The 13,459-nt window shown below is 62.7% G+C and carries 16 protein-coding genes; 9 read left to right on the top strand and 7 right to left on the bottom strand.

What is annotated here, in order from left to right:
* Positions 1-3: 3 nt before the first annotated feature.
* Together LY254_RS03230 and LY254_RS03225 are read left to right on the top strand one after the other, a co-directional pair.
* Entirely contained in the window at positions 4-552 is a 549-nt protein-coding gene (locus LY254_RS03230; RefSeq protein ID WP_247478885.1) for a hypothetical protein, read from the top strand.
* A complete protein-coding gene (locus tag LY254_RS03225) occupies positions 552-905 on the top strand; it encodes a hypothetical protein (protein WP_247478883.1) in 354 nt (117 codons plus the stop codon). Before LY254_RS03230 ends, LY254_RS03225 begins: the two co-directional genes overlap by 1 nt.
* Here LY254_RS03225 and arsJ read toward each other — a convergent pair.
* Positions 902-2,125: an organoarsenical effux MFS transporter ArsJ gene (gene arsJ / locus LY254_RS03220; protein WP_247478881.1), complete on the bottom strand. Its 1,224-nt coding sequence runs from the start codon at positions 2,123-2,125 to the stop codon at positions 902-904. The two genes, LY254_RS03225 and arsJ, sit on opposite strands and share 4 nt — an antisense overlap.
* Positions 2,122-3,135 (bottom strand): ArsJ-associated glyceraldehyde-3-phosphate dehydrogenase, encoded by a 1,014-nt coding sequence (locus LY254_RS03215; protein WP_247479715.1) that lies wholly within the window; start codon positions 3,133-3,135, stop codon positions 2,122-2,124. The genes arsJ and LY254_RS03215 overlap by 4 nt, the downstream gene beginning before the upstream one ends.
* A gap of 84 nt (positions 3,136-3,219) precedes the next feature.
* Here LY254_RS03215 and LY254_RS03210 point away from each other — a divergent pair, with 84 nt between their 5' ends.
* From LY254_RS03210 to LY254_RS03200, 3 genes are all read left to right on the top strand, one after another.
* Positions 3,220-3,516, top strand: a complete 297-nt coding sequence (locus LY254_RS03210) for a helix-turn-helix transcriptional regulator (protein WP_247478880.1) — start codon at positions 3,220-3,222, stop codon at positions 3,514-3,516.
* A gap of 90 nt (positions 3,517-3,606) precedes the next feature.
* Entirely contained in the window at positions 3,607-4,587 is a 981-nt protein-coding gene (pstS, locus tag LY254_RS03205; protein ID WP_247478877.1) for a phosphate ABC transporter substrate-binding protein PstS, read from the top strand.
* A 101-nt stretch (positions 4,588-4,688) separates the two neighbouring features.
* Positions 4,689-5,327 (top strand): Crp/Fnr family transcriptional regulator, encoded by a 639-nt coding sequence (locus LY254_RS03200; protein WP_247478876.1) that lies wholly within the window; start codon positions 4,689-4,691, stop codon positions 5,325-5,327.
* Positions 5,328-5,330: 3 nt separating this feature from the next.
* Here the strand turns inward: LY254_RS03200 and LY254_RS03195 are convergent, their stop codons facing one another.
* The 4 genes from LY254_RS03195 to LY254_RS03180 form a co-directional block, all read right to left on the bottom strand.
* Positions 5,331-6,470, bottom strand: a complete 1,140-nt coding sequence (locus LY254_RS03195; RefSeq protein WP_247478874.1) for a cell wall metabolism sensor histidine kinase WalK — start codon at positions 6,468-6,470, stop codon at positions 5,331-5,333.
* Between the two features lie 3 nt (positions 6,471-6,473).
* Entirely contained in the window at positions 6,474-7,178 is a 705-nt protein-coding gene (locus tag LY254_RS03190; RefSeq protein ID WP_247478873.1) for a response regulator transcription factor, read from the bottom strand.
* Between the two features lie 52 nt (positions 7,179-7,230).
* Positions 7,231-7,401: a hypothetical protein gene (locus tag LY254_RS03185; protein WP_247478871.1), complete on the bottom strand. Its 171-nt coding sequence runs from the start codon at positions 7,399-7,401 to the stop codon at positions 7,231-7,233.
* 127 nt (positions 7,402-7,528) lie between these two features.
* Complete coding sequence (locus LY254_RS03180) at positions 7,529-9,226, bottom strand: iron uptake porin (protein WP_247478869.1); 1,698 nt, start codon at positions 9,224-9,226, stop codon at positions 7,529-7,531.
* Positions 9,227-9,511: 285 nt separating this feature from the next.
* Between LY254_RS03180 and LY254_RS03175 the strand changes: the two genes are divergently transcribed.
* Positions 9,512-10,081: a DUF2808 domain-containing protein gene (locus LY254_RS03175; protein ID WP_247478867.1), complete on the top strand. Its 570-nt coding sequence runs from the start codon at positions 9,512-9,514 to the stop codon at positions 10,079-10,081.
* 2 nt (positions 10,082-10,083) lie between these two features.
* Here LY254_RS03175 and LY254_RS13020 read toward each other — a convergent pair whose 3' ends face one another.
* Positions 10,084-10,779 carry a rubrerythrin family protein gene (locus LY254_RS13020; RefSeq protein WP_247478866.1) on the bottom strand — a complete coding sequence of 232 codons (696 nt, stop codon included), beginning with the start codon at positions 10,777-10,779 and terminating at the stop codon, positions 10,084-10,086.
* 203 nt (positions 10,780-10,982) lie between these two features.
* Between LY254_RS13020 and LY254_RS03165 the strand changes: the two genes are divergently transcribed.
* The 3 genes from LY254_RS03165 to LY254_RS03155 are packed head-to-tail and all read left to right on the top strand — an operon-like array spanning position 10,983 to position 13,410.
* Positions 10,983-12,209, top strand: coding sequence for an FAD/NAD(P)-binding oxidoreductase (locus LY254_RS03165; RefSeq protein WP_247478865.1), 1,227 nt, complete (start codon positions 10,983-10,985; stop codon positions 12,207-12,209).
* Complete coding sequence (locus tag LY254_RS03160) at positions 12,209-12,718, top strand: NADPH-dependent FMN reductase (RefSeq protein WP_247478857.1); 510 nt, start codon at positions 12,209-12,211, stop codon at positions 12,716-12,718. The genes LY254_RS03165 and LY254_RS03160 overlap by 1 nt, the downstream gene beginning before the upstream one ends.
* Entirely contained in the window at positions 12,718-13,410 is a 693-nt protein-coding gene (locus LY254_RS03155) for a pirin-like bicupin family protein (RefSeq protein WP_247478855.1), read from the top strand. The genes LY254_RS03160 and LY254_RS03155 overlap by 1 nt, the downstream gene beginning before the upstream one ends.
* Positions 13,411-13,459 lie beyond the last annotated feature (49 nt).

Here is a 13,459-nt window from a genome sequence, read left to right as displayed (position 1 = left end):
AGCATGGGCGCACTCGTCCGGATGGTTCGGATGCCTCACCCTCGGCTAGGGGCCGCGGTACTTGTGTTGCTGCTGTTGGCCGGTTGTTCAGGGCCCGCAAGCAAGAACGCTCCTCAGCAGGACAGCGAGGCGCAGCGCCAGGCCCTAGTGCAATGCCGGCGCTATCGCGAGAGCCTGCCGCCGCTGGTGGAGCGCTACCGCGAGACCGAGTCGCGGTTGAAGGCGCTTGAGGAAGAGTCGTTCACCTCAGCATTGGCGCCCCTGCCCCTGGACCCCGAAGAGCAACGTCTACTGACGATCTACGACCAGCAGACCGAGCAGGAGCAGTACGAGCAGGCCGTGGCGGAGTGGCGGCGCAGTGAAGCCAAGCGCCGGCTGGTCTGGCAGGAGGCCCTGCAACAGCGCCAGGAGGCAGCGGTGACCGAGCGCGATCAGCTTGCGGATCAACTGCGCACGATTCATCCAGCCCTGTTGACCAAGGCCAAGCCACCGAGCCTGGATACCAAGGAGTTGGAGCGCTTTCTGGCCTGCTCAGCGGAGCGCCAGCGTTAATGGCATTCCGCCTGCGTGCCCCCCTGGGGGAGGCGATCTCCTTGCTGCTGCTGGCTTGGCCCTGTGCTGGTTGGGCGCAGCCGCAGCCTCCAGAGCTTGTGGGCGATTGCGTGCGGCGCTTTGGCCACACCGGCTGTGCAGCGCGGCTCTATGCCCAGCTGCTCTGCGACTCGTTTGATCAGCCCGCGCTGCTCTTGGCCCAGCAACAGCGCCTCAGCGAGGCCTTTGAGCGGGAGGGGGTGTCCTTTGCCGGGATCCTGCCTGAGGAGGTGGAAACTGCCGCCGTTCGCTATTACACGCCGATGCTCTGCCCGGAGCGCAGCCCGCAGATCCGTGCGCTGTTTCAGCGCTAGGCGCTTCGCACTGGCGGCAGCTTCAGGCTGAACAGCCAGGCCAGTCCCACCATCAACGCCGAGCACCAGAGACAGGCCTGGAGCCCGCCGATCAGAAAGATCGCTCCCGAGAGCAGGGTGCCAAGCAGCCGTCCTGCGGCATTGGCCATGTAATAGAAGCCCACGTCCAGGCTCACTGCTTCGCCGTCGCTGTAGGCGAGAACCATGTAGCTGTGAATCGAGGAGTTCATCGCAAAGACCACCCCGAAGGCGGTTAGACCTGCCACCACCACCAGACCTGGATCGGCGACCTGTCGCCATAGGGCAATGGCAATCAAGGCGGGAATCGCCGTCAGCAGGGCGCTCCAAAACTGCACGGCCGATGCGCCAGGGGACCTGGTTTGCCCCCAGCTGCGCCGCAGGGCCGGAGCGGATCCCTGAACGATTCCGTAGCCAATCACCCAGAGGCCCATGAAGCTGCCCACTTCCCAGAAGCGCCAGTTCAGGGTCGTCTCCAGGAAGACCGGTAAAGCGACCACAAACCAGACATCCCGAGCCCCAAAGAGGAACATCCGTGCCAGTGAGAGCACGTTGATGCCCTCGCTTTTGGAGAACAGGGAGTGGACTTTGGGCTTGCGTTTCATCTGTCCCATGTCGGCCGGCAGCCCCAGGGTGACCAGAAAGGCCAAGGTCAAACCCGCCGCCATCACGCCCACCGACGCGTTAAAGCCCAGGGCGGTCAAGAGGACGCCCCCCAGGAAAAAACCAACGCCCTTGAGGGCATTTTTGGAGCCGGTCAGGATCGCCACCCAGCGGAAGAGTTGCTGGTCACCGTCATGGCTCTTGACGACGGTTTTGATCGCGCTTTTGGCGCTCATCTTGTTGAGATCCTTGGCGATCCCGCTCAGGGCCTGGGCGGCCATGACGTAGGCAACGCTCCACCACTTCGGCCAGGAGTCCGCCACCGGAATCAGCATCAGCAGGGCGCCGATCTGCATCCAGGTGCCGAGCCAAAGCGTCAGCCGCAGGCCAAAGCGGGCCCCAAGCCATCCGCCGTAGAGGTTGGTCAGGATCCCAAAGAACTCATAGAAGAGAAAGAGAAAGGCAATCTCCAGGCTGGTGTAGCCCAGCTGATGGAAGTGGAAGACCACCAGCATCCGCAGGGCCCCATCGGTGAGGGTGAAGGCCCAGTAATTGGCGGTGACCCGCTGGTACTGCTGTAGGGCGGAGAGTCCGCTCATCCTTGGGACTCCAGCTGGACGAGATGGCTGACCAGATCGGCCATGCGGGAGCTGTAGCCCCACTCGTTGTCGTACCAGCCGTAGACCTTCAGCTGGGTCCCGTCGACCACCATCGTTGAGAGGGCATCGATGACCACGCTGCGGTTGTCGTTGACGTAGTCGATGGAGACCAGCGGCCGGGTTTCGTAGCCCAGGATTCCCTGGAGGGGCCCCTGCGCAGCCTGCTGGAAGGCCTGGTTGACTGCCTCTGCGCTGGTGGGTCGCTCGAGCTCAAAGACCGCATCGGTCAAGGAGGCATTCAGCAGGGGGATACGAACGGCATGGCCGTTGAGCTTGCCCTCGAGCTCCGGGAAGATCATGGCGATGGCCTTGGCTGATCCGGTGGTGGTGGGGATCAGCGATTGCAGGCAGGAGCGGGAGCGCCGCAGGTCGCTTTTGAAGGCGTCGACCACCACCTGGGTGTTGGTGACGTCATGCAGGGTCGTGATCGAGCCATGGCGGATGCCGAACTGCTCATGCACGACCTTCACGATCGGGGCCAGGCAGTTGGTGGTGCAGGACGCCGCGGTCACCAGCCGGTGCTGGTTGGGGTCATAGAGGTCATGGTTGATCCCGTAGACGATGTTCAGTGCGTCTTTGACGGGGCAGCCCACGACCACGCGCTGGATGCCGCCTTGGCTGAAGTAGGGCTCGAGGGCCTCGGTGGTCTTGAAGCGGCCACTGCACTCGAGCACCATCTCCACACCTGCGGCAGACCAGGTCACCTCGGCGGGGGTGCCGTTGCGGCTGAAGTTCAGGCGCCGCCCATCGATCAGCAGCTCGCTCTCGCTGAGGGCCTCGGCCTGGCGATCCCAGCGACCATGGACTGAGTCAAAGCAGAGCAGGTGGGCGGCTGATTCAGCCGTGGCCTGGTTGTCGTTGATCTGAACGATCTCAATGCCTGGCCGTCCCCAGAGGGCGCGGCAGACCAGTCGTCCGATGCGTCCGAAGCCGTTGATGCCAATCCGCATGACCAACCCCATCAACTGATCAACAAAGTTTGATGCATCAAGGTTTCTTGATTGGTTAAGGTGCGGTTAGGCCTGCTCCGAGCTGTGTCCAAAGCCCTCAGCGCGTTGTTCAAGGCCCTGGCGGATCCCCATCGCCTGGAGGTGGCCCTGGCGCTGGCGGGGGGTGAGCGCTGCGTCTGTGAGCTGACCGAGCAGATGGGCCTGGCCCAGTCCAAGCTCTCCTTTCACCTCAAGGTGATGCGCGAGGCGGGCCTGCTGGAGTCCCGGGTTCAGGGGCGCTGGGTCTACTACCGCCTGAGCCCTCAGGCCCTGGCCGAATTGAGTGATTGGCTTCAGCGTTTGCAGACCAGTAGGCCCCTCAAAGCCCAGTCCTGCTGCTGATTCACGCAACGTTCACGAGGCCTTAACCAGCCCCTAACGCAGGACGGATCATCACTTGCGTAGATGGATGGGAACCACAAGGTTTTATCCATGACCTTCGCGAAGAAGGCCCTCCTGATCGGCTCCCTGCTGGCCGTCGGCACCGGCATGTCCGCCTCCGCCGCAGATCGCCTCAGTGCTGCTGGCGCAACCTTCCCCGCCAAGATCTATCAGCGTTGGTTCGCTGATCTGGCGAAGGCCGGTGGCCCCCAGGTCAACTACCAAGCCGTTGGCTCAGGTTCTGGCCGTAAGGCGTTCATCGACCAGACCGTCAACTTCGGTGCATCGGATGATCCGATGAAGGCCAAGGACATCGCCAAGGTGACCCGCGGTCTGGTGCAGATCCCCATGGTGGGCGGCACCATCGCCTTCGGTTACAACAAGCCCGGCTGCAACCTGAAGCTCACCCAGCAGCAGGCTGTCCAAGTGGCGATCGGCAAGATCACCAACTGGAAGGACCTGGGTTGCGCCGCTGGTCCAATCACCTGGGTGCACCGCTCGGACGGTTCTGGAACCACCAAAGCCTTCACCGAATCCCTGGCTTCTTTTTCTCCACAGTGGAAGCTCGGGACTGGTAAATCCGTCCGCTGGCCGGGCTCAAATTCAATTGGAGCTAAAGGTAACTCTGGTGTTGCTGGTGTGATTAAAAACAAGCAGGGTGCGATCGGTTACGTCAACCAGTCGTACATCCGCGGTGCTGTCAAGGCCGCTGCGCTGCAGAACAAGTCGGGTGAATTCATCAAGCCCAGCCACACCTCCGGTGCCAAGGCCCTGAACGGCATCAAGCTCGATCAGAACCTGGCTGGCTCGAACCCCAACCCCACCGCCAAGGGTGCTTACCCGATCGCGACCCTGACCTGGGTTTTGGCTTATCAGAAGGGCAATGGTGCCAACACCGACACCATCAAGAAGACCTTCAATTACATGCTGAGCGATCAGGCTCAGGCCAGGGCTGATGCCCTTGGCTTCGTCCCTCTGAATGGTTCAATCTTGAATAAGGCACGTGCTGCAGTGAACAAAATCTCTCGTTAGTTCAGTGTGATCCAGATGGTTCAAGGGCAGGTCTGATCTGCCCTTTTTCTGATCTGAATGCACGCATTGTTCTTGACAGACTCCCAATCACTCTTGATGCAATGACGTCCATATCTTTGACATCGAGTCCGCCCTTAAGTCTTCGCGGCAGCCTCGAACACACCTTCCAGCGCCGCGATCTGGTCAGCCTGACGGCTGGCAGTCGCGTGCCCATGCTTCGCCACCACGTCTGGCTGGTGGCCCGCGGGATGGTCAAGCTGAGCTCGATGAATGAGCAGGGCGAAGATGTTCTCCTGGGCCTGGCGGGACCGAATGAACCCTTCGGTGAACCGCTCAGCAACCTGGATCTCTACGAAGCCACGACGCTGAGCGATTGCGATCTGCTCTGCCTCTCGATGGACGAGATCCAGCAGACCCCCCACCTGGCCAGCACCTTGATGCTGGCGCTGATCAGCCGGACCCGTCAGTCCGAGGCGCTCATTTCCCTGTTGGGTCTGCGCCGCGTCGAAGACCGGGTCCGGGGCTTTCTGGAGTTGCTGGCGGAAGAGTATGGCCAACCCTGCGACGACGGCCTACGCCTGAACCTGCGCCTGACCCACCAGGACATTGCCGGTGCCCTGAGCACCACCCGCGTCACGGTGACTCGGGTCTTGGGTCTGCTGAAGGAGGAGGGTTGGCTGAAGCTCAGCAGCCAGCGGCAGCTGGTGATTAGCAACCTGCCGATCAGCGCAGCCGCCTAAGGCTTAGGCCTTGGGGAGGAGCAGCTCAATCACCGCTCCTCCCTCCGGGTGGTTTCGGGCCCGCACCAGTCCCCCTTGGCTGAGGGCGATCTGGCGAACGATGGCAAGCCCCAGTCCGCTTCCGTGTCTTGGGCCTCTGGCCCGGGCTGGATCCCCTCTGTAGAAGCGCTCGAACATCCGCTCGAGGTCCTCTTCGCTGAGCCCCGGGCCCTGGTCGCGCACGGCAATCAGACACCAGCGGTCCCGCTCCTCGATCGAGAGCTCAATGCTGCTGCCATCGGGGCTGTAGCGCAGGGCGTTGTCGATCAGATTGAACAGGGCCTGGTGCAGGCGAGCCGGATCGACGGCCACCTGTCTGGCCTGATCGCGCGTCGGCTGAACGCTGAGGCCAATGCCCCGGGGCTGAGCCAGTTCCTGCAGGGTGGACCAGGCCTGGCCAACGACATCCCTTGGGTCGATGCAGGCGGGTCGCTTGCGGCGGCTCACCAGGGTGTTGTCGAGTCTGGAGAGATCCAGCAGATCCCCCACCAACCGCTGCAACCGCTCGAGTTCCTTCTCCAGTCGCTCCACCAGGACCGCCTGGCGGCCCTCGGCCCTGAGGGCCAGGCTCTCACTGACCAGCCGCAGGGCCGTGATCGGGGTTTTGAGCTCATGGGCCACATCACTGACCCACTGCTCCTGCTGCTTGAGCTGATTTTTCAGGGGATTGCTGCCGTCGATCTGAAGGGCCAGCCAGCCCCTCTCGCCGGGCATCACCCGCACCGAGAGGTCATTGCGCCCGAGGCTCCATTCCCCGCGTTGGGCCAGGCGGGTGTTGCGGCTGAGCTCCAGCAGGTGCAGCAGCTCGGCGCTGGGCTCCAGGTCATTGAGGTGTTGGAGCTGGGGAGCGAGCGAACTCTCTTTGACCAAGAGGGACTCAGCCCGCTCATTGATGATCTCGATTCGGTTTTGGGCATCGAGCACCAGCCAGCCCTGCGGTGCGGCGCTGATCCATTCGCGCAACTGCAGTTCAGGGATCGGTTGGCGCCGCCGCAGGCGGGTGGCCATGACCTTCTTTTTGCGATTCCCTTCGCGCCAGAGACCCACACTGAGGGCGCCGAGCCCAAAACCCAGGGCCAGCTGTAGGGCGGTCTGCATCGTCATCGCCTAGCCGAAGCGATAGCCGAATCCCCGCACCGTTACCAGTTTGCTCGGGTTGGAGGGGTCCTCTTCAATCTTTTCGCGCAACCAACGGATGTGCACATCCACGGTTTTGTTGTCGCCGATGTAGTCGAAGCCCCAGACCTGCTCAATTAGTTGCTCGCGGCTCCAGACGCGTTTGGGGTTTTGCATGAAGAGCTCGAGCAACTTGAACTCCTTGGGGGAGAGCTTCAGCTCAAGACCATCGAGGCAGACGCGGCATTCAGCCGGGAAGAGGCTGAGGTTGTCCGCTTTGAGTTCGCTGGGCTGTTGATCGCTGGCTTGGTGGCGGCGCAGGAGCGCCCGGCAGCGGGCCACGAGTTCGCGGATGCCAAAGGGTTTCACCAGGTAGTCATCGGCCCCGAGCTCGAGGCCGAGCACCCGATCGGTTTCGGTGTCCCGGGCGCTCACCATCAGCACCAGGGGCCGTTGCGGCAGATCAATCAACTTGCGGCAGAGATCCAGCCCGTTGATGCCAGGGAGCATCACATCGAGAACGATCAGTTCGAAGGGGTCCCGTTTCAGCCGATCCCAGGCGCTCTGGCCGTTGGTGGCTGGGGTGACGGAAAAGCCCTCGAGCTCCAGCGCTTCGCAGACGGTTTCGCGGATGGTGTCGTCGTCTTCGACCACCAACAGACGCGCGGCGTTGCTGGCTGGTGAGGGCGTGGTCATGGGCCCATTCTCTCGGCCGGACCCTGTAGCCCAGGACACCTTCTTGTCGGGATCAGCTCTGGTTTTGCTGCTCGAGCTCGCACTGGGTGAGATCAGGGTTGGTCAGCCGCTCGAGCACCTTCTGCAGATCCACCGGAGAGAGCTCGCCATCGCTGCCCCATTTGAGGCTGGTGTTGGAGGCTGAGCGCTGCTGGCTGTCCTGGCTGATGCTGTCGGGCCCCATGCCGTCGGTTTGTTCTGAAACCCACACTAAAGCGGCGGCGTTCACTTGGTGGTTGGTAAGCGCAAGAAAAAACCCCCTGCCGAAGCAGGGGGCCGTTGGTCTCGTGCGTGAGGAGTGGTTCTGAAGATCAGAACTTGAAGCGGGTGGCCAGGATGCCGCCGAACACGCCGGGGTTGTCGCCCTGGGTGCTGGTCTGGCTGTAGCCAGCGCCAGCGGAGCTGGGGTTGCTGGAATAGAACAGCATCGGGGTCACAGCGATGTTGTCGCTGACCTGGAACTGATACCACCACTCCCAGACGTAACCAGCGTCGAACGGGGTGGTGCCGTTGCGGGTGCTGGTGACGAAGGTGGGCTGACCCACGGACATGCCTGCCTTGTTGCCCTTGACGAAGGCGTCATCCCACTTGAGGGCGACGGTCCAGGACTGGGTGGCGGCGATGTTTTCGTCTTTGAGGTTGCCAGCGATCTGGGTTGCGCCATCGCTGGTCAGAGCGGCGCCGGTCTGGTTACGGCTAGAGCTGGTGTAGTTGAGGTTGTCGTAGGAGACAGCCTGATAACCCCAGCCAAGGCTCACAGCGGGCATCAGGGTGCCGCCGTTCTTGGGACGACGGGCCAGAGCCACAGCGAAGGAGTTGCGCTCACCGCCGGTCTTCACGCCGTTGTAGTCACAGGCTTGGCTCTGGACCCGGCCAGCAGCTTCAGTGCCTCGGCGGGACATCTTGCTGCCGCACTGTTCGTAGTTCCAGCCGAAGGTGCCCTTCCACTGCTGGGCTTGATAGCCCAGTTGGGTCAGCCAGCTGGCCTTGCTGCCGCTGGTGAAGATGCCACCGTCTTCAGGGTTGCCGGTGTTGCCGTCCGGTGCGACGTAGCTGGTGGACGCGGCGAAGTAGGGCTGACCCTTCTTGACCTTTTGCTTCCACTTGAAGCCCAGCATGCTGCCGGTGGCCTTGTTGTAGACCGCGGGTGCACCGCCCAGCTGGAAGAAGTCCAGACCCTTGAAGTCGTCGCCGTAATAGAAGGGTTTGACGGCCAGGAACTCGGTGTTACGTGAGATGGGACCGGTTTGGACTGAGAAGCCCTTGCCGAGGGGGAAGCGGTAGTAGAGGCGGTTGATCTTGACGACGCCGTCCGAGGACTCGGCGCGGTCGAGGTAGGTGATGTTGTAGCCCTTGCCGCCGAAGGGGCTGCTGCCGAAGTTGCCGGCGCGCAGGCGGGTGTAAAGCAGGTCCTTGCCGGTGAAGCTGGTCTTGAGGTTCAGACGAGCGTCGTAGACAAAGTTGGTGGCGCTGTAGTTCTTCTTGTACCAGTCAGCGCTGCCGGTACCGGCGGCGTTGCTGGTGCCAGCGGTTGGAACCACGGCACCGATCGCCCAGTAGTAGTCACCCTGGAGCTTGGTGGTGGTGGAGAACTGGGTGGCTTCCAGTTCGCCCACGCGGGCCTCAAGGCCATCGACGCGGCCCTTGAGGATGGCGAGCTCACGCTCGAATTCCTTCATCAGGCGCTTGAGCTCGTCGGTCACCTCAGTGATCCGGTCGAGGCAAGCGTTCAGGAGTGCGGCCGCTTCATAGCGGGTCATCGCACGGTTCCCACGGAAGGTGCCGTTGGGGTAGCCAGCGACGCAGCCGTAGCGCTCGATCAGGTTGCTCAGTGCTTGATAGGCCCAATCGGTGGGCTGCACATCAGAGAACTGGGTGATCGAGGTGACCTGGTCCTGGGTGCTGTAAGCGCTCAGGCCAGCGATGTTGACATCAGCGGCGTTTGCAGCAACAGGAGCCAGAAGGCCCAGAGCTGCAGGCGCCAGAAGAAGCTTCTGGAACAGTTTCATTGGTCCTCACACCGAAAGAGGAGAGAAGCCCAAACGGGCTGGCTAAACACTAACCAGCAAAAACCTACCACTTTGTGTGATTCATTTCATCGCTATGTGTGCTGCAGCACTATGTAGCTGAATGAGGATATATAGGGCATAACTCATTCTTTAGGTGCTCTTAACCTGTTCTTAATTGCGCTTGGAGATTGGGTGCTGTTATCTCGCTCAGGCTCCTGAAAAGCAGTGCTGGCAGGCGTTGATGATCTTGCCTACTAAAATCTAGTGATGAAAAAATTCGCTTGGATGAAGTCTGCACTGAAGTGGAGTGCCGTCGGGCTGGCATCGGCTCTGGGCGTCTTCAGTTCTCCGATGGGTCTGCGTCCAGCGCTGGCTCAGGGTTCGAGCAGCTCCGGCTTTGAGTTTCGCTGGGACAACAACAGCGATTTTCGCAAGCTCTATTACTACGCCTCTTCAGGCCGCGCTTCGGGCCGTGCCGATTACTACCTGGTTCTGGGCCCCAAAGACCGCAAGACCGCTTTGATCAAGTTGGCGGTCTCCGTGCCTGACTATTTCAACGCTGAAATCAAGCCAGAAAACGTGGAGCTCTGCGTGATGGAGCGTGGTGGCTCCCTCAGAAAGACCCGTTGCCTTGAGGTGATTCCTGCTGCGGTGGAGGTGACCGGCTATGGCTCTGCGATTGAGGTGTTCCCCCAAAGGCCCGTTCCGGTGGGCGGCACCATTGGTCTGCACCTGCAGATCTTCAACCCCGATGCGGGGATGTACCAGTTCAATGCCCTCGGTCAGGCCCCTGGAGATAGTCCTGTGTCCGGTTATCTCGGAAGCTGGGTGATCGAGATTTCTCCGAACGACTAGCCCTAGCCCTGGTAAGGCACAAAGTTCCCCTTGCGGGTCCCGCAGATGGGGCAGCTCCAGTCCTCGGGAATCGCCTCAAAGGGTGTGCCGGCGGCGATGCCTGAATCGGGGTCCCCTTGGGCGGGGTCGTAGATCACACCGCAGACCTTGCAGATCCAGCGCCCTGCGGTGGGCGTTGCCCTGTTGCCTCCACTGCCGGCGCCGGTGAGGGACTGCAGGGCCTGGCTGTAGCGGCCGGCGTGGTGCTGCTCCACGGGGGCCAGCAGTCCGAAGTTGCGGGCGGCGGTTCTGAAGACGCCGGCGTGCTCCTTGGATTCATCGATCTGCTCGTTGAATTCCGCCACGGCTCCCTGGTCGCGGTCTCGCTGCGCCTGGGCGGCGAACTCGGGGTACATCACCTCGAACTCGTAGGTCTCCCCTTCGATGGCCAGCTCGAGGCAGCGCGCCAGTAGTGCGTCCTTGGCGTCCTGGCTCAGGGCCTCAGGGTTCTCCACTACTAATTCGGGGTGCAGCAGGCGGAAGTGGGCAAAGGCGTGCTCGGTTTCCTGCTGGGCGGTCTCCCGGAACAGCCGCGCCAGTTCGCCATGGCCGAGTTGCTTGGCCAGATCGGCGAAAAACAAGTACTTGCGGTTGGCCATGCTCTCGCCGCCAAAAGCCGCCTCGAGGTTCTGGAGGGTGCCGGGATTGCTGGTGTTCATCGACTCGCATCAACTGCGGCCAGCATAAGGGCTAAGTCGTAGTCGTTATGAGTACGGGATAGGTTTTGAGTATTTCTGCTTAGGCCTCATTGCGGCCGAGTCCTTCTTTATTTGTCCATTGCCGTCTGGAATCCTGCGGCGGGGCTGCCGGGTTGGTCCCCTTCTGGTTAGATCTGGGGTAAGCGCGTCTTGATTCAGCGGCCATGGGCCATCACCAGGTATTGATCGTGGGCGGCGGCGCCGCTGGAATCACGGTGGCGGCTCGCCTGAAGAAGGCCCGTCCGGCCTTGGACATCGCGATCCTTGAGCCCTCGAGCGACCACTACTACCAACCGGGTTGGACGCTGGTCGGTGGCGGGGTCTTCAGCCTGGAGCAGACCCGCCGCAACGAGGCCAGCCTGATTCCCGCGGGTGTCACCTGGATCCGTGAGTCCGCTGCGGGCTTCACCCCCGAGAGCAACAGCGTCAGCACCAGCGCTGGTCAAACCCTGACCTACGACGCCCTGGTGGTGGCCACCGGGATGAAGCTCAACTGGGAGGCCATCAAGGGCCTGCCCGAGGCCCTGGGCAAAGGCGGGGTCTGCAGCAACTACTCCAAGGATTTTGCTGCTTACACCTGGGAATGCATCCAGAACTTCAAGGGCGGCAACGCGGTCTTCACCTGCGCGCCCATGCCGATCAAGTGCCCCGGTGCGCCGCAAAAGATCGCCTACCTGGCCGATGACGCGATCAAGCGCGATCCCGCGATAGCGGCCAAGAGCAAGGTCATCTACGCCACGGCCACCCCTGGAATCTTTGGCGTCCCCACCTATGCCGCGCCCCTGCGGGAGGTGGTGGCCCGCAAGGGCATCGATGCCCGCTACTCCCACACCCTGATCGAGGTCAGGCCGGCGAGCAAAGAGGCGGTCTTCAAGGTCAGCAAAGAGGGCGAGGAGCCCCGCGAGGAGGTCATCAACTACGAGCTTCTGCACGTCACCCCGCCGATGGCGGCCCCGGACGTCGTGGCTCAGAGCCCCTTGGCTGCCGCTAGTGGCTTTGTCGAGGTGGGCATGCACAACCTCCAGCACGTGCGCTTCCCCAACGTCTTTGCCATCGGTGATGTGGGCGGCATGCCCAACTCCAAGACCGCCGCCGCGGTGCGCGGTCAGGCCCCGGTCCTGGTGACCAACCTGCTGGCTCAGCTTGAGGGCGGCCAGGGTCAGGGGTCCTACGACGGCTACAGCTGCTGCCCGCTGATCACCGGCTACGGAAAGACGATCATGGCCGAGTTCAACTACGAGCAGCAGCCCACCCCCTCCTTCCCCCTGGATCCCACCAAGGAGCGCTGGAGCATGTGGATCATGAAGAGCGTGGTGCTGCCCTGGGTCTATTGGAACCGGATGCTCAAAGGCGGTGACCACGAGCGTCGTTTTATCCCTGGTGTGAAGTAATGGCTGACGTTCTCGTCCTGAGCGCCAGCAATGGCGAAAACCTCAAGCTGGCCGACCGCTTTGCGGCGGCCGCCCAGAGCCAAGGCAGCAGTGCTGAGGTGCTGGATCTCACCGCCGTTGACCTGCCGCTCTTCACGCCCCGCGCCCAGGAGCAGGGCCCCCCGGCCGCTCTCGCCGGGCTGCAGCAGAAGCTGATGGACACGCCCCGCTGGGTGATCTGTGCTCCGGAATACAACGGCTCGATCCCGCCGGTGCTGACCAGCGCCATCGCCTGGCTGTCGGTGCAGGGCAGCGACTTCCGGGCCCTCTTCAATGGCCGGCCCGTTGTGATCGCGACCCACTCGGGCGGCGGTGGCTACACGGTGATGACCGCCCTGCGGCTGCAATTGGCGCACTTGGGCGCCCATGTCGTGGGTCGTCAGCTGGTGAGCAACGGCAGCCATCCGGCCAAGGACGACAGCATCGCGGACCTGCTCGCCAGACTGCAGCGGCTTCAAGCTCCCGAGTAATGCCCCCGCTGTTGCGTCCCGCAGCTGAGCGTTTCCATAGCCAGCTCGATTGGCTCGACAGCTGGCACAGCTTTTCCTTCTCCAGTCATTACGACCCGGCCTGGATGGGCTTCGGTCCGCTGCGGGTCATCAATGACGACGTCATTGCCGCCGGCAAGGGCTTTGGCATGCACCCGCACCGGGACATGGAGATCATCACGGTGATGGTCGAGGGGGAGTTGCACCACCGCGATTCCATGGGCCATGCCGAGGTGCTGCGGGCTGGGGAGGTGCAGCGGATGAGCGCTGGCACCGGTGTGGTCCACAGCGAGGTCAATGGCGGCCAGGCCCCCTGCCGCCTGCTGCAGATCTGGATTGAACCCGCCTCAGCGGGGATCCCGCCTGACTACGAACAGAAGCCCTTCGCCTTGGCCGAGGGCTGGACGCCCCTGATCGACCCCCAGGCCGCAGACGGGGCTATGGCGATTCATCGCTCCGTGCGGCTCTGGCGCGCCCAGGTCCCAGCGGGGACCGAGCTGGCCTGGCCGGCCTCCGATCGCTGCGCCAGTTGGCTGCAGATCATCACGGGTGGCTTGGCCCTGCCCCAGCCCTTGGCCCGGGGTGATGGCCTGGGACTGGCTGCCGGCGAGGCTCCGGCTTCTGCTCAGGCTGGAGCCGATGGGGTGGATCTGCTGCTGTTTGAGCTGAGCTAGCGGACTACCGGAAGCTGTGTCCTGCGCTGCCGCACGGCTGCGCCGTTGC

It is taken from the genome of Synechococcus sp. NB0720_010 (assembly GCF_023078835.1).
Lineage (GTDB): Bacteria > Cyanobacteriota > Cyanobacteriia > PCC-6307 > Cyanobiaceae > Vulcanococcus.
This window is presented reverse-complemented; position numbering and strand designations above follow the sequence as displayed.

Bases quoted from the DNA above. Each gene is read 5' to 3' on its own strand.
- arsJ (WP_247478881.1), bottom strand. From the start codon at position 2,125: ATGAGCGGACTCTCCGCCCTACAGCAGTACCAGCGGGTCACCGCCAAT.
- LY254_RS03195 (WP_247478874.1), bottom strand. From the start codon at position 6,470: ATGACGATGCAGACCGCCCTACAGCTGGCCCTGGGTTTTGGGCTCGGC.
- LY254_RS03160 (WP_247478857.1), top strand. From the start codon at position 12,209: ATGGCTGACGTTCTCGTCCTGAGCGCCAGCAATGGCGAAAACCTCAAG.
- LY254_RS03190 (WP_247478873.1), bottom strand. From the start codon at position 7,178: ATGACCACGCCCTCACCAGCCAGCAACGCCGCGCGTCTGTTGGTGGTC.
- LY254_RS03200 (WP_247478876.1), top strand. From the start codon at position 4,689: ATGACGTCCATATCTTTGACATCGAGTCCGCCCTTAAGTCTTCGCGGC.
- LY254_RS03215 (WP_247479715.1), bottom strand. From the start codon at position 3,135: ATGCGGATTGGCATCAACGGCTTCGGACGCATCGGACGACTGGTCTGC.
- LY254_RS03175 (WP_247478867.1), top strand. From the start codon at position 9,512: ATGAAGTCTGCACTGAAGTGGAGTGCCGTCGGGCTGGCATCGGCTCTG.
- LY254_RS13020 (WP_247478866.1), bottom strand. From the start codon at position 10,779: ATGAACACCAGCAATCCCGGCACCCTCCAGAACCTCGAGGCGGCTTTT.
- LY254_RS03155 (WP_247478855.1), top strand. From the start codon at position 12,718: ATGCCCCCGCTGTTGCGTCCCGCAGCTGAGCGTTTCCATAGCCAGCTC.
- LY254_RS03185 (WP_247478871.1), bottom strand. From the start codon at position 7,401: ATGGGGCCCGACAGCATCAGCCAGGACAGCCAGCAGCGCTCAGCCTCC.
- LY254_RS03230 (WP_247478885.1), top strand. From the start codon at position 4: ATGGGCGCACTCGTCCGGATGGTTCGGATGCCTCACCCTCGGCTAGGG.
- LY254_RS03225 (WP_247478883.1), top strand. From the start codon at position 552: ATGGCATTCCGCCTGCGTGCCCCCCTGGGGGAGGCGATCTCCTTGCTG.
- pstS (WP_247478877.1), top strand. From the start codon at position 3,607: ATGACCTTCGCGAAGAAGGCCCTCCTGATCGGCTCCCTGCTGGCCGTC.
- LY254_RS03165 (WP_247478865.1), top strand. From the start codon at position 10,983: ATGGGCCATCACCAGGTATTGATCGTGGGCGGCGGCGCCGCTGGAATC.
- LY254_RS03180 (WP_247478869.1), bottom strand. From the start codon at position 9,226: ATGAAACTGTTCCAGAAGCTTCTTCTGGCGCCTGCAGCTCTGGGCCTT.